This is a genomic window from Tabrizicola sp. T74, from assembly GCF_057219935.1.
This window is the reverse complement of sequence record NZ_JBXVVT010000002.1, coordinates 523,985-544,069: the sequence shown is the minus strand read 5'-3', so window position 1 is coordinate 544,069 and position 20,085 is coordinate 523,985. Positions and strand designations below refer to the sequence as shown.

Here is a 20,085-nt window from a genome sequence, read left to right as displayed (position 1 = left end):
TCACGCGTCTTGCCCGCATTCTGTGCCGCTTCCGCCGCTTCGCGTGCCTTCGGTGCGATGTGCACACGGAAGGGCCGCCCTTTGTACTCGGACTCGCGAAGGTGACGTCGAGGCAATGTAACCGAGTTTGTGGGGAGATGAATTTCAATCCCTAGCAAAGTGGCACTCAGCACCTCTCCGGCCACTTCGGAACCTAAACCCATGGCTGCTTCGCCGACAAGATCAGCCTCTGGCCAGCAGGCTCTGTTCCTTGTGTCAGCGACGATCTCTAGCTGATTGGTGCAGTTCTTGTGTTGCAGTCAACGGATGTACCCCTTGCCGGAATGAACCTGCAGAGCCATGCGCTAAGGACAGAAATACGTGAGGATCATTGCCCAGTTTCAGGCCCTGGGGCCCAGAACCGAAATCAAAACGCGCCAACCGTAAATATTTGCGGTTACGGAGATTGACGAGTGCGGAATTTCTGTCACTGTGGCCTTGCGAATGATCGTGAACGCGAACGAGCGTTCTTTCGGGGAGGAGCACCATGAAGCGCATGAATCGTACAGGATTGTCTGTCATCGCCTTTTCGGCCGCATTCTGCAGTCAGGCTGCCGCGCAAGACTTGACAGTCTGGGCACTCACGTCGGGATCGGAAGAGGTGACGGCTGCTTGGGATCGCATAGTTGCCGACTTTCAGACTGCGAACCCGGACATCTCTGTGACGCTCGAACGTCGCTCGACGGACGAACACAAGGCGGCGCTGCGCGTCGCTGCGCAGTCCGACCAAGGTCCCGACATTTACTTCATGTGGGCAGGCCTCGGCCTGGGGGGCGAGTTCGTCAACTCCGGACTATCGCTGCCACTGGACGACTATTACGCGCAGTATAACTGGGACGACCGGCTGGTCGGCACGGCAGAGGGCTTTACGCGTAGTTATCCGCCCAACCGCCACGGCGTGCCGTATACGTTCCGCGGCGAAGCGATCTACTACAACAAGGCGCTGTTCGAGCAGGCCGGCATCACCGAGCTGCCTGACACCTATGACGAGTTGAAGGCCGCAGCGCAGAAGCTGAAAGATGCGGGGATTCCGGCATTCACCTTTGGCGGCACGGTGAACTGGCACGTGATGCGTCTAATGGACGTCGTGCTTGAAACGACGTGCGGCGCCGAGAAGCGCGATGCGCTCATGGGCATGAAACTCGACTGGTCGACCGAACCTTGCGCGACCGAGGCATTCGTAGAATTCCACGGCTGGACGTCGAACCACTTCCTCAAGCCGTTCATGGGGATCGATCAGGCGCAGTCCTTCAACCTCTTCATTGCGGATCGCGCCGCGATGATGCTGGAAGGCGACTGGCTGGTGAACCAGGTGAGTGAAGCCGGTCGCGGAGACGACATGGGCGTCTTCCCCTTCCCGACCGGAACGGGGCGGCTTTACGGCTTCGGGGAGAATTTCTACATCTCGACCCAAAGCGACGCTCCCGATGCGGCGGCAGTCTTCCTTGACTACTTGACATCAGACGCAGTCCAGCAGTCCGTGTCGGGCCTGTTCGGATCGATCTCGATCAATTCGAACGTGACCTATACGGATGTTCGGCCGCTCGATCAGGCGTGGATGGACATCTTCGCTACGTATAGCGAGACTTTCGTGAATGGCGATCAGGCCTTCCCGCTGGACGTGACGACAGAATACTTCCGGGTTATCAATGAGGTGGCTTCTGATGTGCTGCCGCCAGAAGAGGCTGGCGCGGCGCTGCAGAAGTTCATTTCCGGCCGCAGCTAGTAGGCGAAACTCAAGGGCGGTGGCCTCGATCGGCCGCCGCCCTTCCTTACTGAGAGCGGTACCACGATGGCTGCAAGGCCAATGCTCAAGTCCTCGACGACGGGCTGGTTAATGCTTGCCCCGGCCGTCGGGGTTTATCTTCTGTTTGCCGTCTATCCGATGCTTGACGTCATACTGATGTCTTTCTCGCGTTGGAACGGTCTGACCACGGACAGTAACTTCGTGGGGTGGGACAACTACCACTGGGTTACTACGCAAGACCCGGTTTTCTGGACAGCGCTCTGGAACACCATTGCTTGGACACTGCTTGCGGTGATCGTGCCAAATCTGGTGGCCTTTGGCCTCGCGCTTGCGCTCAATCAGAACATCCCCGCGGTGGCACCACTGCGGGTCATTTTCTACCTTCCAGTGATCATCGCCTCGATAGCCGTCGCGACAATCTGGAAGTGGATGTACGATCCTTTTTTTGGCCTCCTCAACGCTACTCTTCTGGGACTTGGGCTTGACGGTTGGATCCTCGACTGGCTGGGGGATCGGCAAGTGGCGCTCTGGTCGGTTTTTGCCGCCCATGTCTGGCAGTCTGTGGGCTTTGCAATGGTCCTCTTTCTGGCTGGTTTGCAGTCCGTCTCTCTAACTCTGATCGAAGCTTCACGGATCGATGGGGCTGGACGCTGGGGAGTGTTTCGTCACGTAACACTGCATGCACTCAAGCCCACGATCACTGTCGTCGTGGTCCTGTCGTTGATCAACTCGCTCAAGGCCTTTGACATCGTCTATGGCATGACCGGCGGCGGACCGGCGCAGTCAACCCAGATGCTTGCCATGTGGGCCTACTCACAGGCGATGCAATTGGGCGACTTCGGCCGCGGTGCAGCAATCTCGGTCATCCTTCTGGGCATCACCCTGATCATCGTAATTCCCTATCTTCGCTGGATGCTGAATTCCGAGGATTCTAGACGATGAGCCTCTTCGAACAAGCCTTCCGCCCTGTCGGCAGTTCGCGACGCGACCCGGTGCTGGTGGCCTTGTGGATATCACTGATTGTCGTCGCACTGATCTGGATCATGCCTTTCGTCTTCATCGTGTTCACATCGCTGAAGTCTACGGCCGAGGTGATGCGCTCCTCTGCCTTCGCTGCGCCCACCACACCGGAATGGGCAAACTACGCCTTTGCGTGGGAGACTGGCAGCTTCAATACCACCGCTCTCAACTCCGCACTAATTAGCTTAGTCAAGGTTCCGCTCGGGGTGTTTCTTTCAGCGATGGCCGCGTATGCACTGACCCGGATTGAACTGCCGTTTCGCAGGGCTCTCTTCGTGCTCGTCGTTTTTGGCACAATGATACCTTTTCAGGTCATGCTGGCTCCGATCTTTCGGCAAGTGAATGCTTTTGGTCTGATCAACACCTATCCAGGTATCATCCTGCCCTACCTTGCCTTCGGTGTGCCCTACCAGGTCTTCATTCTGTACGGATTCTTCAATGCGGTTCCGCGAGAGCTGTCCGAAGCTGCACGGATCGACGGAGCAGGGCATTTCACCATTTTCCGGCGAATATTCTTGCCGATTTCGCTTCCTGTTCTCGCAGCTCTGCTGATCCTGGACTTCGTTGCGACCTGGAACGAATTTGCCATGGCCCTGGTGATCCTTCAGGAGCAGGAAATGTGGACGCTTCCCTTGGGGATGATGGGATTCTCGAGTCAGTTCTCCAACGACTATGGTGAACTGAATGCTGCAATCGTAATGACCGTCCTGCCTGCTGCAATCGTCTATCTGATGTTTCAGCGCTACTTCATCTCGGGCCTGACAACTGGCGCCGTTAAGGAATGAACCATGACCCACGTCTATGACCTTCATGAAATACGCTTGGTCGGGCCAGCTGTCGGCAACCCCTATCTGGAGGTGGAGTTGTATGCGACCTTTTCACAGGGCAATCGCAGCGTGCGCGTCACTGGGTTTCATGATGGCGGGGACGAGTATGTTCTGAGATTCATGCCCGACCAGCCGGGCACCTGGGAATGGACCACGCAATCGAACGCCGCGGCATTGGACCGGCAGACAGGAAGCTTCTCTGCCCTGGCTGCCCGGCCTGATGTGCACGGCCCGATCCGGGTACGTGACCGGTTTCATTTCGCCTATGATGACGGTACCCCCTATCTGCCCTTTGGCACCACTTGCTATGCTTGGACGCATCAGCCGTTGGCCATGCAGGAGGAAACTCTGGCCACCTTGGCTGGCACCCGGTTCAACAAGATCCGCATGGGTGTGTTTCCGAAGGACTATCCGTTCAACGAGAACGAGCCGCTGCAGGACATCTATCTGCGAGGAACTGATGGCAAGATCGACTTTGATCGACCCAATCCAGTCGCCTTCCGTCACTTTGAGGCACAGATTGCTCGGTTGGCCGATATGGGCATCGAAGCCGATGTGATCATGTTCCATCCCTATGATCGTTGGGGATACGCCAGTATGTCGGCAGCGCAAAATCGTGCCTACGTTAAGTACCTTGCCGCGCGGCTTTCGGCGTACCGCAATGTCTGGTGGGCGCTTGCAAACGAATATGACTTTCTTCTCGACACCATCCCGATGTCGGAATGGGACGGTTTCTGCCATATCTTGGAAGAACACGACCATGTTGGCCATCTCAGGTCGATTCACAACGGCGACCAGAAAATGAACTTCGACCATCGAAAGCCATGGATCACACATGTCTGCATTCAGAACTGGGACGTAAAACGAACCCAGGAATGGCGTCGCGACTTTGGCAAGCCCGTTGTCAATGATGAGCCGGAGTACGAGGGCACGATCTGGGCATCATGGGGCAACATCTCGGCGAGCGAGCTGACGCACCGGTTCTGGATAACGCTCACCCGCGGGGGATACGCCGGCCACGGTGAAACCTATTCCGACCCCGACGATCTGATTTGGTGGGCAAAGGGGGGAAAACTACATGGACAGGCATGGCAGCGTATCGGATTCCTGCGCGACATTCTCGAATCTTCCGGTGTTCGAGGACTAGAGCCTATCGGATCGAACGATGCCTGGCCCTGGTCGCGCGTGTCGGCTGCGAGAGATGTTTCCGGGCGGGTCGCCTTCATTTATCTGGGCGAACATCAGCCTGACCAGTGGACCAGCGGCTTGCCCAAAACCGATGTCCCTTGCGATGTCGACATTATCGACACCTGGGAGATGACCGTCACGCCGGCCGAACGCATTCCGGCTTATGTTCCACATCCCACCCGACATGGCGAGGTGGTCCGCGGGGGCGTGGCAGACGCGGCGTTTGGTGTACGGTTGCCTGGGCGACCTCATCTCGCCATTCGCGTTACGTTGAAGGGGTAAGAGATGGGTTCCGTCTCGATCCGCAAGGTCGTGAAGTCTTACGGCGCTGTGAAGGCTTTGCATGGAATTGATGTTGAAATAGCGGACGGCGAGTTCACCGTATTGGTCGGTCCGTCGGGATGTGGGAAGTCCACGCTCTTGCGTATGGTTGCGGGACTTGAAACGGTCACCGGGGGCGAGATTGCCATCAATGACAAGCGTATAAATGACCTTGAGCCCAAAGACCGCGACATTGCCATGGTCTTTCAGAACTATGCTCTTTATCCACAAATGACCGTAGCCCAGAATATGGGCTTTGCGCTTGAGATGCAGAAGAAGCCTCGCCACGTGATCGATGCCGAGGTTGCAAGGGCGGCTGAAATTCTGTCACTTGGAGCACTTCTTGACCGAAAGCCTGGTCAGTTGTCGGGCGGGCAACGCCAGCGCGTTGCAATGGGGCGCGCCATTGTTCGCCATCCATCCGTGTTTCTGTTCGACGAGCCCTTGTCCAACCTGGATGCAAAGCTGCGCGTCCAGATGCGCGCCGAGATCAAGGCGCTGCACCAAAGGCTCAAGTCGACCATACTATATGTCACGCATGACCAGATCGAAGCCATGACCATGGCCGACAAGATTGTGGTGATGAATGGTGGTCGGGTTGAGCAGGTCGGAACACCGCTGGAGCTTTATGACCGGCCGGCAAACATCTTCGTTGCTGGCTTCATGGGCAGCCCGGCAATGAACCTTTTGCCGACCACTATAGACGGGGCTGACCTGATAGTTGCTGGGGTGAGGCTTCCCGCTCCGTCAGGGCTCCCGACTGGGCGACCACTGACCCTGGGCATCCGTCCGGAACATGTTCTAATTGGACAAGGCAGCCCAGCACGCGTGCTCTTGTCCGAGCCGACGGGGCCGGAACTTCATCTGACTGTAGAGTTGGGTGGAGAAACCGTGGTTCTGGTCAGCCGAGAACGACTTTCCGCGCGACCAGGCGGCGAGGTCCTCATTAGTTTTGACCTTAGGCACAGTCATGTCTTCGACTCTGAAACCGGGCTTAGGGTCAGGACTAGTTCTCCTGAAATGACCCGATCATGACCTCGCTCATTCTGAGCCATTTGGATCGGCGCTTGTGGTGTTTGATGGGCTTCATGTGCGACGTCCAGCCTGGACCAAAGGGCTTCTACCCCTGATTTTCAATGCTTCTCTGAATCCATCTGCATCGTAGCCCTGTTCGGTCAGTTGCTATTCTGCATTTGGCGATCCAGCCAAGAGGGTGGTCGTGCCCGTAGGCGGGGCGAAAGGGGAAATTGGCGTCGCCGTGGCCTTCGACCAGACGGCTGCGTTTTTCGATCAGGAGGGCGTCGATCAGCGCGACCACGTCGGTCTCGCACTCTAGATGCGCCGCTTCTTCAGTGCTGCCACATAGGTCTTGGCGCTACGGCCGGGGTAGCTGGCGAAGCCGGCCATTGCACCACCTCCGGGGCCGGGGACGATCTCCCAACGATGCATGCAGCCGCGCAAACAGCCATTGGAGGTGCGGTATGGTTGAGACCCGATGGTGCAGTGGCGCGTCCTGCGCTTCGCTAGAATAGCACATGCCGGCCAAGAACGACGCCTAACCGAGCGTTAGGACTTGCGTGGTATCTGATTCGCGAGGTGGTACGGGAATGGCCATGAAACTTCAGACGATGATCCTGGCCGTTTTCGGCCTTATAGCGGTCCTGCTTGCGCTGTTTGGCGGCCAGCTTGCCTGGACGGCCATTTCGGAGCAGCGTGATATCCGGCGTGCGGCCCTTTTGGGAAGCGCCGAGTCGGCCGCGATCAGCGCCGCGATTGAGATGTCGCTCGAAAGAAGTGTCGTCCAAGTGGCGCTTGCGCAGCCGGACCCAATTCCTGCCGACTTCAGCGAGATCGTGATCCGGCAACGCGCTGCGGCAGATGCCGGACTTGCCGATGCCATCCTTCAGCTGGAGCCGCTCGCCGACATGCCGAGTACGGCGGAGTATGTTGCGCTGACGACCGCCAGCCTTGCCCGCGTCGAAGCCTTGCGCGCCGAGATCGACGCGATCCTTGCGCTGCCCGGACCCGAAAGGGATCCGGTGCGGGCCCGGCAATTGCCCGAAGAGCTGAAGCGCGAGGTGGTCAGCCTGCGCAATGCCACGGAGTTGCTGCGCAACCGCGTCGGGGTCTCGACGCAGCTTGCGGGCGCCCTGCAGCATGTCAAGGCGAAGTCCTGGGAAGCGCGCGAGTTCGGTGGGCGGGCCCGCACGTACCTTGCGATTGCCACCCTGACCGGTGCTCCGATTTCCGGCGCCAACCTCGCGGCATTCGAGGTCGACAGCAAGCGGGCAGGCGAGGCCTGGGAGTCGCTTCTGAACGCGATCCGACACGTGGAGGACGTCCCCGAAGACATCCTGCGCGAGATCGCAGCTGCGGATGAGCTGTACTTCGGCCAATACCGTCAGCTGACCGAGCAGCTCGTCGCGGCCTCGCGGGCCGCTGCAGACGGCACGAGAGCCGGCTACGGCATGGATTTCGCGACGTTCTTCGCGACGTCGAACGACGCACTCGGCGCGCTGGAGACCCTGTCGAAGAGCAGCGGTGCCGCGCTGACGGAATACTGGCAGGGCCGACAGGGCCAGGCGACGACGGTTGCCGTCCTGAGCACAGCCTTTGCGGTCCTGTCGCTGATATTGTTGGCATTCACCTACCGGGCGCTGACGGTCCGCGTCATCGGGTTGCTGGGTGCGTCGCGACGGATCTTCACCAGCCTCGCGGCGGGCGACCTCGACATCCGGGTGCGCCAGAACCGGCGCGAACTGCCGGAAATCACGGAATTGCACGCCACAGTGATGGGATTCCGCAGCGCGTTCGAGGCTGCGCGCACGGCCGAGGCCGAGGCAAAGGAAGCGTCCGCACGGCAGAAGGAAGCGGAGATGGAGGAGGCCAAGCGGGAACGCGACCGGATGGCCGAGCGCGAGGCGCTTGCCGAACGGGAACGTGCCGAGACCGAGGCCCGCCTTGCGCAAGAGCGGCGCGCGGCGGCGGAAATCGCCGCAGTCGTCGAGGCCTGTGCCGCAGGCGATTTCTCGCGTCGGCTGGCGACGGACGACAAGGAGGGGATCTTCCGGGAAATCTGCGACGGTATGAACCGGATCGGCGAGGCAGCCGACGCAGGCCTGGGCGCTGTCCGCAGTGCCCTCGACCGGATGGCCGCAGGGGATCTGAGCCATCGCATGCCCGACGCCTTTGCGGGCGTCTTTGCCGAGATCGCCCGCGCCATGAACGGGACGGCGGCAAGCCTGTCGGAGACCCTGACGCGCATCGCTCAGTCTGCGGAACGGGTGGATGGCTCGTCGCAGATGATCGCGGGCTCGGCGCGCGACCTTATGCAGCGGTCCGACACCAACGCGATCCGGATCGAGCGGACGGCGCGGGAACTGTCGCAGATCCTGGAGAACGTGACGACGGCCGCGAAATCGGCCGAGACCGCGCGTGTTTCGGTCGAGGATGTCACCGCAATGGCGCGTGTGGGCAATGACGTGATCACGCAGACCATCGCCGCGATCGATCTGATCCAGACCTCGTCCGACCAGATCAGCAAGGTCCTGAAACTGATCGACGACATCGCCTTCCAGACCAATCTTTTGGCCCTGAACGCAGGCGTTGAGGCTGCGCGCGCCGGAGACGCCGGCCGCGGCTTCGCGGTCGTCGCCTCCGAAGTGCGGGCGCTGGCGCAACGGTCCTCGGAAGCAGCGCGCGAGATCTCGGGGTATGTCGAGACCTCTGCGGGCAATGTTCGCAGTGGCGTCACCCTCGTGCAGCAGTCCGGCGACGCCTTCCGAAGGATCGTCGCAGGGCTGGAGGACGCGACGGTCAGGATCCACGACATCGTGGCGGCGACGAGCGAGACGTCAACTGGGATCGGCGAAATATCCAAGGCCACGACGGCCCTCGATGCGGACACCCGCCAGAACGCCGCTGCCTTGCGCGGGACGGCCGACGCCGTGACGTCGCTGCGGACCGAGGCCTCGACCCTGAACACTGCCGTGGCAGCCTTCCACCTCGACGCGCTCGCCGCCAAAGCTCAATCGTCCAGTCGGCGTCCGGTACGCGCCGCCTGAGTGCCGAGCAAAGAGCGGCGTTTTCAGAAGAACTTGCCTTGCGTTGGGGCAGGGTACTCTGATCGCGTTTCTCGCTGACCACACGATCCCCCTTGCGCTACTTCAAGCCGAGCCCCGAGATCATCCGCTTGGCGGTGATGCTCTACATCCGCTTCCTGTTCTCGCTGCGCAACGTCGAGGATCTTTTGCATGAGCGGGGCGTCGAGGTCAGCCAGAGACAGTGCGATACTGGTGGAACCGGTTCGGCCCGATGTTCGCCTCTGAGATCAATGGCAAGTGGGTAGCGGCAATACGCGCTTGCCGACGATGGCATCGGCACCTGGATGAGGTCTTCGTGAAGATCAACGGGGTGACTCATTACCTTTGGCGCGCTGTCTGTCACGAGGGCGAGGTGCTGGAAAGCATCGTCACCAAGTCCCGAGATCGCAAGGCATCCCTTAAGCTCTTGAAGGGATCCATGAAGCGGCACGGTGGGCCAGAGACCAACGTCACGAATCGCCTTCGGTCCTACGGTGCCGATCTGAAAGACCTCGATCACGGTGATGATCGCCAAATGGGACGCTGACTGAGCAATAGGGCCGAGAACTGGCTCCTGTCGTTCCCACGACGCGAGCGAGCGATGTTGCTGTTCCGGCGCATGCGGACGTTGCAGAAGTTCGCCTCAGTCCATGCCTCGGTCCACAACCACTTTCCGACGGAGCGGCACCTCCAAGGTCGCGACCCCAGCAAGACAACCCGCGCTGCCGCTCTTGCGGAAATGCGCGGCCTTCTCGCTGCCTGAGCCGAAGGTGGGTGGGCGTAACGGAGACTGGTTGCCACTCGTCTGGCAGCACCTCTCCAGTAGACGAAAAGAACAGCCAACCGCGCACGCATCTGGCTGCAGTTCTTGTCAGTTTGCCTGGTGGTCATGTGACGCGGATACTTGCCTGGAAAAGGCAAGTGCGTCGTTCGAAGCCTGACCAAGGCTGGTGGCCATGATGCTGGACCAGTCGAGTGCGGGGTGTGTGCGCAAGGCGAGGGTTGCAAGGGGCTGGCCAGAGGCTGCAGCCTCGGCCAGAAGTGCCTTGACCTGCCGCTCGGCTTCGGGTCGGGGAAGCTGACGGGCAAGGGCGAAGGTCAGCGCCTCGGCATGGATGGCGCCGTGAGCGGTCTCCATCTGTGCGGCCATAGCGGCTGGATCGGGGTGCAGTCGCGACAGGCAATCGTGCGAAAGGGTCAGCACGCGGCCAAGGGCGATGCAGGTCTGCGGCAGGGCCAGCCATTCGGTGAACCAGGCGGCGCCATCGCGCTGCTGGCGATGCAGGCCCGCGCCTTGCAGGAGGGCGGCCTGTCCGACGACGTGACGGGCCAGAGCCACAAGCGCCGAGGGACCAACGGGGTTCTGTTTCTGCGGCATGGTGGACGAGGCCCCGCCTTCGCCCAACGTCACCTCGGCCAGCCCGGATTGGGTGAAGAGGATCAGATCCTCACCGATCTTGCCGAGCGACGCGGCAAGCGTGGCGGCATAGCCTGCAAGCTGGCCGATGCCGGAGCGGTCGCTGTGCCAACTGTGGTCGGGGTCGGACAGGTTCAGCGCCCGGGCCAGGGCGGCGCGGACAGCGGGGCCCTCGGAGCCCATGGCTGACAATGTGCCGGCGGCCCCGGACAGGGACACTTGCAGAACGGCAGGGCGCAAGGCGGCCAGGCGGTCGCGCGCGGCGATCAGGGGCCAGCCCCAGCTTGCAACGACGGCGCCAAAGCTGGTCGGAGTGGCGATCTGGCCGTAGGTGCGGGCGGCCATGGGCAGGGCCGCATGGGTTTCGGCAAGAACGGCCATCTGCTGCAGCAGTGTGCCAAGGCGGGCCTCGTACAAGGCCAGCACCGGCCTCAGACGCAGGGCAAGGCCGGTGTCCATGATGTCCTGACTGGTGGCCCCCCAATGCAGGTACTGCATCAACTCGGGCGCAGTTGCCGCCTTGCGAAAGGCCGCCAGAAGCGCTGGCACCGGCACTCCGTTGCGGGCCGTGTCTGCCGCAAGGGCCGCAGGGTCGATCTGCGCTTCATGGGCGGCCCGCGCGATGAAGGCGGCCGCGTCTGCCGGGATCACGCCGAGGCTGCCCTGCACGCGGGCCAGTTCCCCTTCGACCAGCAACAGGGCGCGCAGCTCGGCGCTGTCGCTGAACAGACGCTCGGTTTCCGGGTCGCCGAAGAGCCCCGCGTAGATCTGAGAGTTCATCGGGCTGGCGGGCATGATGCTGGCTTTCTAGGCAGGCTGCCTCAGGGGCAGCCCGAGAATGGCGCGGGCCTCGGCCCAACTGGCAACGGGGCGATCGTAGCGATGGCAGAGATCGACCACCCGCTGCACAAGAGCCGCGTTCGAGGGGGCAAGCCGGTCGCGGTCAAAGCGCACGTTATCCTCCAGCCCGGTGCGGGCATGGCCGCCCGACGAGACAGACCATTCGTTCAGAACGATCTGGGCCGGGCCGATCCCGGCGGCGCACCAGGGCGCGTCTGGGCCGAACAGGCGTTTGACGGTGGCAATGTAGTAGTCGAACACATGCCGGTCGGCGGGCATGGCGTTCTTCACGCCCATGACGAATTGCACATAGGGCGTGCCGACCAACTGGCCCTTGGTCTGCATCTCTTTGGCCTTGAAGATGTGCGACAGGTCGAAGGCCTCGATCTCGGGCCTGACGCCATAGGTCAGCATCTCGGTGGCAAGCCAGTCCACCAGGTCAGGCGGATTTTCATAGACGCGGGTGGGGAAGTTGTTCGACCCCACCGAGAGACTGGCCATGTCGGGCCGCAGGGGCAGCATGCCGCCACGCGCCTGACCGGCACCGGAGCGGCCTCCGGTCGAAAGCTGCACAATCATGCCGGGGCAATGCTTGTGCAGTCCCTCCAACAGCCGGGCAAAACGTTCCGGGTCGCTGGTCGGTTTCCCTTCGTCATCACGCACATGGGCGTGGACGATGGTGGCACCCGCCTCAAAGGCCGCATGCGTCGATTCCACCTGTTCGGAGACCGTGATCGGTACGGCGGGGTTGTTGGCCTTGGTGGGCAAGGACCCGGTGATGGCAACGCAGATGATGCAGGGGTTGGACATGGTCAGACGTCGATGAACACGGTTTCGCGGTCGCCCTGCAGGCGGATGTCGAAATGGTAGGTGGACGGGCCGGTCGCGGTGGCGATCAGGGTCGCGACGCGGGTGCGCTGTTCGATGCTGGCAAGGACCGGGTCGGCGGCATGGGCGGCTTCGTCTTCGGGGAAGTACATCCGCGTGTTCAGTCCGATGTTGATGCCGCGCGACACCAGCCACAGGCTGAGGTGGGGGGCCTGAACGCGGCCAGCCCGGCCCGGAACCGGCCCTGGCTTGATGGTTTCAATCCGGAACACCCCGGTGTCAAAGTCGGAAATCACCCGGCCCCAGCCCCGAAAGCCCGGCGCGCAATCGGCCATGCGGGGGTCTTCGGGATGGGGATAGATGCCCTGTGCATCGGCTTGCCAGACTTCGATCAGCACATCCTTCACCGGCGCGCCAAGGCCATCCAGCACGAGACCCTCGATGGTCACGCGCTGACCCGGCACGCCTTCCGGTGCGAGGTTCTGGCCCAACTCCGTCTCGAAGGTGTGGAAACCTGCCGCACCGGGGGCGAGGCCGATATGGACATACGGACCGGCGGTCTGCGAGGCGCTTTCGCGCAGGTAGGGCAAGGATTGCACCATCTTAGTTCCCCTCGAGCCGGTTTTCAAACAGCGTCGACCGCCGCCCGCGCAGGACGATGTCGAACTTGTAGGCCAGACAATCCATCGGCACGGCGGAATTCAGGTCGAGGACGGCAGTCAGTTGCTGGACCGCCTGTGGATCGGGGATGGTCTGCACGATCGGGCATTTCGGGATCAGGGGATCGCCTTCAAAGTAAAGCTGCGTGATCAGGCGCTGGCTGAAGGACGTGCCAAAGACCGAGACATGAATATGTGCAGGCCGCCAAGAGTTGACGTAGTTCAGCCAGGGATAGGGTCCGGGCTTGATGGTGCGAAAGGCATAGCGGCCTTCTGCGTCGGTCAGGGTTCGCCCGCAGCCGCCGAAGTTCGGGTCAAGCGCACCAAGGTAGACATCCTTCTTGTGGCGATAGCGCCCCGAGGCATTGGCTTGCCAGATCTCGACCAGGGTGTTCGGAACGGGGCGGTTGTTTTCATCGAGGACCCGCCCCTGCAGAATGATCCGTTCTCCGACCGGCAGTCCGCCATGGTTGAAGTTCAGCGTCAGGTCATTGTCCAACGCGCCGATGTCATTGTGCCCGAAGGTCGGTCCGGTGATCTCGGACAGGGTCTGTTGCAGCGTCAAAAGCGCGTTGCGGGGCGAGCGGGGCACACTGGTCTTGTAGCCCGGATGATGGGCCGGCGGATGCAGGGAACGGTCACGCATGTAGAACTCGGCTGGCTTCATGGGGTGTCCTCCTGCGCCATGGCGGCGAAAACCTCTTTGGCGATCGATATGGCGTGATTGGCGCGCGGGACACCGGCGTAGATGGCGACATGCAACAGCGCCTCCATCACGTCGGCTTGCGTGGCGCCGGTGTTGCGGGTGGCGCGGATGTGCATGGCGAGTTCGTGGTCGTTGCCCAAGCCCGCCAGCAGCGCGATGGTCAGCATGGACCGTTCGCGCAGGGGGATGGTGTCGCGCGACCAGACATGGCCCCACGCCGCATCGGTAATCAGCGCCTGGAATGGGGTATCAAGGTCGGTCTTTGCCGCCTCGGCACGGTCGACATGGGCATCGCCCAGCACGCGTCGGCGGGTTCGCATGGCCGTGGTGGCAAGGTCAGGCATGGGCATGGTCTTTCAGGAAAGGCGCGACGACGGCGGCCCAGGCTTCGGGGGTCTCGACGCAAGGCAGGTGGCCTGCGCCGGGGATGACATGGAATGCCGCATCGGGGATCAGCGCTGCCGTGGCCTGAACAAGATCAGGCGGGCTTGCACCATCTTCCGCCCCGGCAATGACGAGCGTCGGCAGGCGCAGGGCGGCGGTGGCCTGTCGCTGATCGGCGGTCGCAAGGGCACGGCAGGCGGCGATGTAGCCCTCGGCTGGCGTGCGCAGCAACATGTTGCGCCAGGGCGCGCAGGCCGCGCTGGTGCGGAACGGGACGGCGAACCACCGCTCCATCACCGCGTCGGCGATCGAGGTCAGACCCCGGGTAGAGACGGCATCGATGCGGGCCTGCCAGCTGCCCGCGGTGCCAAGCCGGGCGGCAGTGTTCGACAGGACAAGGGCGCGCACAAGGTCAGGGCGCTGGCTGGCCACGACCTGCCCGATCAGCCCGCCGATGGACAGGCCGACAAAGACCACAGGGCCGGGTCCGACAGCTTCGATCACGGCAATCGCGTCGTCGGCGTGATCCTCGATCCTTGTGCCGCCACCCTGATCCGACAGGCCATGCCCGCGTTTGTCATAGCGCACAAGGCGCAGGCCCGGCGGCATGAGGGGAAGGATGGCATCCCAAAGCCGCAGATCGGTGCCGAGCGAATTGGCAAAGACCACCGCGGGTGCGCCCTGCGGCCCGTCGATGCGGATGTGAAGCGTGCCAAAGGGCCGTGTCAGGACTTGCATCAAAACCTCCCCCATTCATAATATAGATGGAATGGAAACGAGAGAAAAATGCAAAAGAGCAGATTGAGCATAACCGAATGATTATGCACCCAGCGATCAAGCTGCGCCATATCCGTGCCTTTCTGGATATTGCTGCCGCAGGGGCGCTGTCGCCCGTGGCGCGTGCCCAGGGCATTTCGCAGCCCGCGCTCAGCCGGACGCTTGCGGAACTTGAGGACCTGCTGGGCGTCCTCTTGTTTCGCCGCGAACGGCGGCGGCTGGTTCTGACCGAACAGGGGGCACTCTTCCGCCACCATGCCATTCTTGGCCTTGGGGCGCTGGAAGATGCGGTGGCGGCCCTGCACCCGGGATCGCGGGACAGCCTGCGCGTCGGTATCCTGCCGACCGCTGCGACGCGTCTGTTCCCGCGTGTCGCCCTGCGGTTTTGCACTCTCCAGCCCCAGACCGTGCTTAAGATCGAGACCGGCCCCCATGCCTATCTTCTGGGGCTGTTGCGCGATGGGGGGATCGACATGATGGTCGGGCGTATGCCCGATCCGCAGGACATGGCGGGCCTGCGGTTCACCCATCTTTACGAAGAGGATGTCGTGCTGGTTGCCCGCGCCGGACATCCAATGGCTGGCCGCTCTGTGGCTGAGCTTCTGCAGGCGGTGCCGGTGATCCTGCCGACCGAGGGCGCCCTGATCCGGCGCACTCTGAACGACTACCTGGCCATGCTGGGCCTTTCCACGCTTCGCCCGGCGATCGAGACGGTTGCCTTGGCTGTTGGTCGGGGTCTCCTGGCGGCCTCGGACGCCGTATGGTTCATCTCGCGCGGGGTGGTGGCCGAGGAACTGGCGAGGGGCGAGATGGTTGTCATTCCAACTGGCGCGCGGTTCCTGTCGGGCGCCGTTGGCGTCACGCAAAGACAGGCCGCCCCGGTCAATTCCGGGGCAGCGCTGTTGCTGCAACTTTTCAACGAGGAAACGCACGCCGGGCCTACGGGATCAGGAACAGCGTGATCCCCGGCACCAGCACCAGAAGGACGACGCGCGCAAGGTCGGTGCCCACGAAGAACATCACCGCGCCATAGGTCTGCCGGATCGGGGTGGTACGGTCTATGGCGTTGATGACGAACAGGTTCATCCCCACCGGCGGGGTTATCATTCCCACCTCGACCACGATCAGCACCAGGATGCCGAACCAGATCGCCATGTGTTCCGGCGACATTCCGAAATCCAGCGCCAGCATGACGGGATAGAAGATCGGAATTGTCAGAAGGATCATCGACAGGCTGTCCATGATGCAGCCAAGCACAAGGTAGATCAGAAGGATGCAGGCCAGGACCAGCCAGGGGCCGAAGCCCTGTTCCACGATCCAGGCCGAGGCGATCTGCGGCATCTGCGTCAAGGCCAGGAAGGCGTTGAAGAACCCCGCGCCCAGCACGATCAGGAAGATCATCGCCGTGCCCGTGGCCGTGGACATCAACGCCGCCTTCAGGCGCGGCCAATCAAGCCCGCCCGAGGCCCAGGCAACCAGCCCGGTCCCCAGCGCGCCGATCGAGGCGCCTTCGGTCGGGTTGAAGATGCCGGTATAGATGCCACCCACCACCGCCAAAAAGATCAGCATGACCGGCCAGACGTTGAACAGCGCCCGGAACCGGTCGCGGTAGGGCATGCGGGGCAGGCTGCCGGCCGAGTCGGGGTAAAGCCGGACATAAAGTGCGATGACCAGCATGTAGCCGATGGCCGCCATGATGCCGGGGATGAAGGCCGCGAGGAACAGCTTGGCGATGTTCGTCTCGGTCAGCGTGGCATAGATCACCAGAACGACCGACGGCGGGATCAGGATACCCAGCGTGCCGCCTGCCGCCAGTGTCGCGGTCGACAGTCCGCCCGAATAGCCCGCCCGGCGCAGTTCCGGTAGCGCGACCTGCGCCATTGTCGCAGCCGTCGCGACGGACGAGCCGCAGATCGACCCGAAGCCAGCACAGGCCCCGATGGCGGCCATGGCCGTGCCGCCCTTGCGGTGGCCTAACCAGGCTTCGGCCGCCTTGAACAGCGCCCGGCTCATGCCGCCGAGACCCGCCAGATGCCCCATCAAGAGAAAGATCGGGATGATCGACAGCGAGTGGCTGGAGAAGGTCGAGAATGTCTCTGTCTTGAATTTCGACAGGACAATGTTGGGACTGCCCGTCACCATCCACATCCCGAACACGCCGACGATCAGCATGGCAAGTCCGATGGGCGCGCGCAGGAAGATCAGCCCCAACAGGACCGGAAAGGCCAGAAGGCCAAGCTCGACGCCGGTCAATGGTTTGCTCCCTCGACGGTGCGGGTGTCTTGCCCGGTCAGGGCGGACCGCACCCGGTCTGCTGCAGACCAAAGACCCACGAGAACACCGATACCCGCAGGGACAAGCGCCGCCGCATAGCCCCACCAGACCGGGAACTGCAGCAGCATCGTGATCTCGTTGTTGCCAAGCTTGCCGAGGAAGCCTTCATAAAGCCGCCAGGCGATGAAGATGACGGTAGCGGTCAGCGCCACTTCCCAAATGGCCAGCAAGATGCGGTTTGCCTGCGCGCCAAGGCCCGCGGTGAAGACATCCACCGTGGCATGGCCTGCCACAAGCTGACATAGCGGCAGAAAGCAGAAGACGGCAAAGGCGATGCCCATCTCGGTCAGCTCGAAGTCGCCGGGCACGGGACCGAGCCCGAGCGGCACAAGCGCGCGACCGATGACGCTGGTGACCGTCATCAGGATGATCAGCACGAGCACCGCCCCGCCGAGCAATGCCGTTCCATTGGCCAGCCCGTAGGCAAGTTTCTTCATCTGCCGCCCTCCCCAGCGCAAAATCAGAAAGGAAAACCCGCGCCGGGCATCTGCCTTGGGCAAGGCTCGGCGCGGGTAAGGCGACGGCTTACTGTGCCAGAAGGCCCAGAGCGTCGTTCAGCAGGGCTTGTCCGTCGAAGCCGGCGGCGGCCGATTCCGCGATCCAGGCATCATAGGTCGGCTTGGCCGCGGCCTCCCACTCGGCCGATTGCGCAGCGTCAAGGACGGTGATGGAGTTGCCGAGGTCCACTGCGATCTGGCGGGCCTTGGCATCTGCCTCCTGGCCGATCCGGCCGGCCATGGCCGAGAATTCGACCCCGGAATTGGCGTCGATGACCGCCTTGAGGTCATCGGGCAGTGCATCATAGCGGTCCTTGTTCATCGCGATCAGGAAGGCGCCGACATACATCGCCTTCCCGGTGAATTCGGTGTGGTTCGTCACCAGTTCCGAGGTCTTGAGCGCACCGGTAACTTCCCAGGGAAGCATCGTGGCGTCGATCACGCCCTTGGAGAGCGACTCCGGTACAGCGGGAACCGGCATGCCGACAGGCGTCGCCCCGAGGCTGGTGACCATCATGTTCGTGACCCGCGTCGGCGCGCGCAGCTTGATGCCCGCAAGGTCCGCCGGTTTGAGGATCGGCGTCTTGGAATGGATCAGGCCCGGGCCGTGGGTGAACAGCGCCAGCACCTTGTAGTCGGCGTACTCGGTGTCGAACATGTACTTCTCGCCCAGCGTATAGAGGACGCGGGACGCGGTCTCGGCATCGTTCACCAGGAACGGCAGTTCGATCACTTCAGTGCGCGGAAAGCGTCCGGGGGTATAGCCTGGCAGCGTCCAGATGACATCGGCCACGCCGTCGACCACCTGATCGACAAGCTCTGGCGGTTTGCCGCCAAGCTGCATGGCCGGATAGTGTTCAAAGACGATCCGGCCGCCCGATTCAGCGGTGATCTTGTCCATCCAGGGCTGCAGCACTTGCGCCGGGATCGGTGCCTGTGCGGGCAGCATCTGGTGCAGCTTAAGCACGACCTCCTGCGCCCAGGCGGCCGAGGCTGTCAGGGCCGAGACGAGGGCAGCGGCCGAAATCCAGCGCGCGGCCTTGGTGTAGGTGATCTTCATGATTTCCTCCCTTTCTTGTGGCAGTCAGCCTTTAGTTTTCCTTCCCGTGGCCGCCCTTGGTCGCCTTGGCTAAACCGGACGGCATGTAGCACGCTCCCATTTTTGGTATACCGATCAATGATGATCCAGAATAATAAAATATTGGACGCTATTCATACCCTATAGATTATGAACTTTTGTCCTTCGTCAGTAGGGCAGGCCCGTGTAGTTTTCCGCCAGGATGCCTCGGGCGGCGGCGGAATTTGCCAGAGTCTCTAGTTCGACTCGCTGCACGCGTCGGTCAAAGGCGCTTTGCCCGGGGAAGTCGTGCAGCATGGTTGTCATGGACCAGGAAAAGCGCATCGCCTTCCACACCCGCTGCAGCGCATCGGCGCCATAGCTGGCCAGCAGCGTCCCGTCGCCGCCAAGATATCTGGCCTTGAGCGCGCGGCTAAGGTAGAAGACGTCGGAAACCGCCAGGTTCAGCCCCTTGGCCCCGGTCGGCGGAACGATATGGGCCGCATCGCCGCACAGGAACAGGCGCCCCCACTGCATCGGCTCGCAGACAAAGCTCCGTAGGGGAGCGATGCTTTTCTCGATCGACGGGCCGGTGACAAGGGTATCCGCCACTTCGGCAGGCAGCCTGCGGCGCAGTTCCTCCCAGAAGGCGTCATCGGACCAGTCTTCGACCCGGTCGGTCAGCGGCACCTGGATGTAATAGCGCGACAGCATCGGGTTGCGCATCGAGGCCAGCGCAAAGCCGCGCGTATGGTTGGCGTAGATCAGTTCTTCGTGGACAGGCGGAGTTCTTGAAAGAATTCCAAGCCAGCCAAAGGGATAGACCTTCTCGAACTCTTGCCGCACTTCGGCCGGGATGCTTGGGCGGCTGACGCCGTGAAAGCCGTCGCACCCCGCGACATAGGCGCAATCGAGGCGGTGCTGCGCGCCTTCATGCTTAAACGTCACGTAGGGCGCTTCCGACTGCAGGTCATGCAGGGCGACGTCGTCAACCTCGTGCAGGATCGTTGCGCCAAGGGCCTCCTGCGCCTCGTAAAGGTCGCGCGTCACTTCGGTCTGGCCATAGACCATGACCTGCTTGCCGCAGCCTTCGAGAAAGTCGATGCGGATCATCCTGTCATCCGAGGTCAGGTAGCAGCCGTGGTGCGGCTGGCCTTCCTTGTGCATGCGATCGCCGACCCCGGCCGCTTCAAGCAGTTCCACGGTGCCCCATTCAAGCACACCGGCCCGAATGCGCGACAGGACATAGTCGCGCGACTTGCGCTCTAGCACCACGGTACGAATGCCAGCCTTCATCAAGAGCTGCGACAGCAGCAGGCCTGCCGGGCCTCCACCAATGATGGCAACATCGGTCTGCAAGGG

General features: G+C 62.2%; 17 protein-coding genes and 1 pseudogene. 8 read left to right on the top strand and 10 right to left on the bottom strand.

Features of this window, described 5'->3' with window-relative positions; all coding sequences use genetic code 11:
- Positions 1 to 526 precede the first annotated feature (526 nt).
- The 7 genes and pseudogenes from AC2EAL_RS09375 to AC2EAL_RS09345 all read left to right on the top strand — a co-directional run bounded on the left by AC2EAL_RS09375 (position 527) and on the right by AC2EAL_RS09345 (position 9,987).
- Positions 527 to 1,765: an ABC transporter substrate-binding protein gene (locus AC2EAL_RS09375; protein ID WP_484723932.1), complete on the top strand. Its 1,239-nt coding sequence runs from the start codon at positions 527 to 529 to the stop codon at positions 1,763 to 1,765.
- A gap of 81 nt (positions 1,766 to 1,846) precedes the next feature.
- Positions 1,847 to 2,728: a carbohydrate ABC transporter permease gene (locus AC2EAL_RS09370; protein WP_484723931.1), complete on the top strand. Its 882-nt coding sequence runs from the start codon at positions 1,847 to 1,849 to the stop codon at positions 2,726 to 2,728.
- Positions 2,725 to 3,591: a carbohydrate ABC transporter permease gene (locus AC2EAL_RS09365; RefSeq protein WP_484723930.1), complete on the top strand. Its 867-nt coding sequence runs from the start codon at positions 2,725 to 2,727 to the stop codon at positions 3,589 to 3,591. The genes AC2EAL_RS09370 and AC2EAL_RS09365 overlap by 4 nt, the downstream gene beginning before the upstream one ends.
- 3 nt (positions 3,592 to 3,594) lie before the next feature.
- Positions 3,595 to 5,103: a DUF5060 domain-containing protein gene (locus AC2EAL_RS09360; protein ID WP_484723929.1), complete on the top strand. Its 1,509-nt coding sequence runs from the start codon at positions 3,595 to 3,597 to the stop codon at positions 5,101 to 5,103.
- Between the two features lie 3 nt (positions 5,104 to 5,106).
- A complete protein-coding gene (locus AC2EAL_RS09355; protein WP_484723928.1) occupies positions 5,107 to 6,177 on the top strand; it encodes an ABC transporter ATP-binding protein in 1,071 nt (356 codons plus the stop codon).
- A gap of 572 nt (positions 6,178 to 6,749) precedes the next feature.
- Entirely contained in the window at positions 6,750 to 9,206 is a 2,457-nt protein-coding gene (locus AC2EAL_RS09350; protein WP_484723927.1) for a methyl-accepting chemotaxis protein, read from the top strand.
- Positions 9,207 to 9,280: 74 nt separating this feature from the next.
- Positions 9,281 to 9,987, top strand: a pseudogene (locus AC2EAL_RS09345) (IS6 family transposase).
- A 108-nt stretch (positions 9,988 to 10,095) separates the two neighbouring features.
- Here the strand turns inward: AC2EAL_RS09345 and AC2EAL_RS09340 are convergent.
- Genes AC2EAL_RS09340 through pcaD form a run of 6 tightly spaced genes read right to left on the bottom strand, consistent with a single transcriptional unit; the run spans position 10,096 to position 14,796 of the window.
- The gene (locus tag AC2EAL_RS09340; RefSeq protein ID WP_484723926.1) at positions 10,096 to 11,421 is read right to left on the bottom strand and encodes a lyase family protein; all 1,326 of its coding nucleotides are present in this window, start codon (positions 11,419 to 11,421) and stop codon (positions 10,096 to 10,098) included.
- Between the two features lie 27 nt (positions 11,422 to 11,448).
- Positions 11,449 to 12,291, bottom strand: a complete 843-nt coding sequence (locus AC2EAL_RS09335; RefSeq protein WP_484723925.1) for a 3-oxoadipate:acetyl-CoA acetyltransferase — start codon at positions 12,289 to 12,291, stop codon at positions 11,449 to 11,451.
- 2 nt (positions 12,292 to 12,293) lie between these two features.
- Positions 12,294 to 12,911, bottom strand: a complete 618-nt coding sequence (pcaG, locus tag AC2EAL_RS09330) for a protocatechuate 3,4-dioxygenase subunit alpha (protein ID WP_484723924.1) — start codon at positions 12,909 to 12,911, stop codon at positions 12,294 to 12,296.
- A gap of 1 nt (position 12,912) precedes the next feature.
- Positions 12,913 to 13,635 carry a protocatechuate 3,4-dioxygenase subunit beta gene (gene pcaH / locus AC2EAL_RS09325; RefSeq protein ID WP_484723923.1) on the bottom strand — a complete coding sequence of 241 codons (723 nt, stop codon included), beginning with the start codon at positions 13,633 to 13,635 and terminating at the stop codon, positions 12,913 to 12,915.
- Positions 13,632 to 14,018, bottom strand: coding sequence for a 4-carboxymuconolactone decarboxylase (pcaC, locus tag AC2EAL_RS09320; RefSeq protein ID WP_484723922.1), 387 nt, complete (start codon positions 14,016 to 14,018; stop codon positions 13,632 to 13,634). Before pcaC ends, pcaH begins: the two co-directional genes overlap by 4 nt.
- A complete protein-coding gene (gene pcaD / locus AC2EAL_RS09315; RefSeq protein WP_484723921.1) occupies positions 14,011 to 14,796 on the bottom strand; it encodes a 3-oxoadipate enol-lactonase in 786 nt (261 codons plus the stop codon). The genes pcaC and pcaD overlap by 8 nt, the downstream gene beginning before the upstream one ends.
- A gap of 77 nt (positions 14,797 to 14,873) precedes the next feature.
- Here pcaD and AC2EAL_RS09310 point away from each other — a divergent pair, with 77 nt between their 5' ends.
- Complete coding sequence (locus AC2EAL_RS09310) at positions 14,874 to 15,797, top strand: LysR substrate-binding domain-containing protein (RefSeq protein WP_484723920.1); 924 nt, start codon at positions 14,874 to 14,876, stop codon at positions 15,795 to 15,797.
- On the opposite strand, the gene AC2EAL_RS09305 is transcribed toward AC2EAL_RS09310, so the two are convergent.
- The 4 genes from AC2EAL_RS09305 to pobA form a co-directional block, all read right to left on the bottom strand.
- Complete coding sequence (locus tag AC2EAL_RS09305) at positions 15,775 to 17,088, bottom strand: TRAP transporter large permease (RefSeq protein ID WP_484723919.1); 1,314 nt, start codon at positions 17,086 to 17,088, stop codon at positions 15,775 to 15,777. The genes AC2EAL_RS09310 and AC2EAL_RS09305 overlap by 23 nt on opposite strands.
- Positions 17,085 to 17,606 (bottom strand): TRAP transporter small permease, encoded by a 522-nt coding sequence (locus AC2EAL_RS09300; RefSeq protein WP_484723918.1) that lies wholly within the window; start codon positions 17,604 to 17,606, stop codon positions 17,085 to 17,087. The genes AC2EAL_RS09305 and AC2EAL_RS09300 overlap by 4 nt, the downstream gene beginning before the upstream one ends.
- 88 nt (positions 17,607 to 17,694) lie before the next feature.
- On the bottom strand, positions 17,695 to 18,726 hold the full coding sequence (locus AC2EAL_RS09295) for a TRAP transporter substrate-binding protein (protein ID WP_484723917.1): 1,032 nt from the start codon (positions 18,724 to 18,726) through the stop codon (positions 17,695 to 17,697).
- Between the two features lie 186 nt (positions 18,727 to 18,912).
- Positions 18,913 to 20,082, bottom strand: coding sequence for a 4-hydroxybenzoate 3-monooxygenase (gene pobA, locus AC2EAL_RS09290; RefSeq protein WP_484723916.1), 1,170 nt, complete (start codon positions 20,080 to 20,082; stop codon positions 18,913 to 18,915).
- Positions 20,083 to 20,085: the final 3 nt, after the last annotated feature.

What these genes read in the sequence shown, in the direction of transcription:
- AC2EAL_RS09370 (WP_484723931.1), top strand. Translation starts at nt 1,847, where the DNA reads ATGCTCAAGTCCTCGACGACGGGCTGGTTAATGCTTGCCCCGGCCGTC.
- AC2EAL_RS09360 (WP_484723929.1), top strand. Translation starts at nt 3,595, where the DNA reads ATGACCCACGTCTATGACCTTCATGAAATACGCTTGGTCGGGCCAGCT.
- AC2EAL_RS09310 (WP_484723920.1), top strand. Translation starts at nt 14,874, where the DNA reads ATGATTATGCACCCAGCGATCAAGCTGCGCCATATCCGTGCCTTTCTG.
- AC2EAL_RS09375 (WP_484723932.1), top strand. Translation starts at nt 527, where the DNA reads ATGAAGCGCATGAATCGTACAGGATTGTCTGTCATCGCCTTTTCGGCC.
- pcaH (WP_484723923.1), bottom strand. Translation starts at nt 13,635, where the DNA reads ATGAAGCCAGCCGAGTTCTACATGCGTGACCGTTCCCTGCATCCGCCG.
- AC2EAL_RS09300 (WP_484723918.1), bottom strand. Translation starts at nt 17,606, where the DNA reads ATGAAGAAACTTGCCTACGGGCTGGCCAATGGAACGGCATTGCTCGGC.
- AC2EAL_RS09355 (WP_484723928.1), top strand. Translation starts at nt 5,107, where the DNA reads ATGGGTTCCGTCTCGATCCGCAAGGTCGTGAAGTCTTACGGCGCTGTG.
- pcaG (WP_484723924.1), bottom strand. Translation starts at nt 12,911, where the DNA reads ATGGTGCAATCCTTGCCCTACCTGCGCGAAAGCGCCTCGCAGACCGCC.
- pcaD (WP_484723921.1), bottom strand. Translation starts at nt 14,796, where the DNA reads ATGCAAGTCCTGACACGGCCCTTTGGCACGCTTCACATCCGCATCGAC.
- AC2EAL_RS09365 (WP_484723930.1), top strand. Translation starts at nt 2,725, where the DNA reads ATGAGCCTCTTCGAACAAGCCTTCCGCCCTGTCGGCAGTTCGCGACGC.
- AC2EAL_RS09340 (WP_484723926.1), bottom strand. Translation starts at nt 11,421, where the DNA reads ATGAACTCTCAGATCTACGCGGGGCTCTTCGGCGACCCGGAAACCGAG.
- AC2EAL_RS09350 (WP_484723927.1), top strand. Translation starts at nt 6,750, where the DNA reads ATGGCCATGAAACTTCAGACGATGATCCTGGCCGTTTTCGGCCTTATA.
- pcaC (WP_484723922.1), bottom strand. Translation starts at nt 14,018, where the DNA reads ATGCCTGACCTTGCCACCACGGCCATGCGAACCCGCCGACGCGTGCTG.
- AC2EAL_RS09335 (WP_484723925.1), bottom strand. Translation starts at nt 12,291, where the DNA reads ATGTCCAACCCCTGCATCATCTGCGTTGCCATCACCGGGTCCTTGCCC.
- AC2EAL_RS09295 (WP_484723917.1), bottom strand. Translation starts at nt 18,726, where the DNA reads ATGAAGATCACCTACACCAAGGCCGCGCGCTGGATTTCGGCCGCTGCC.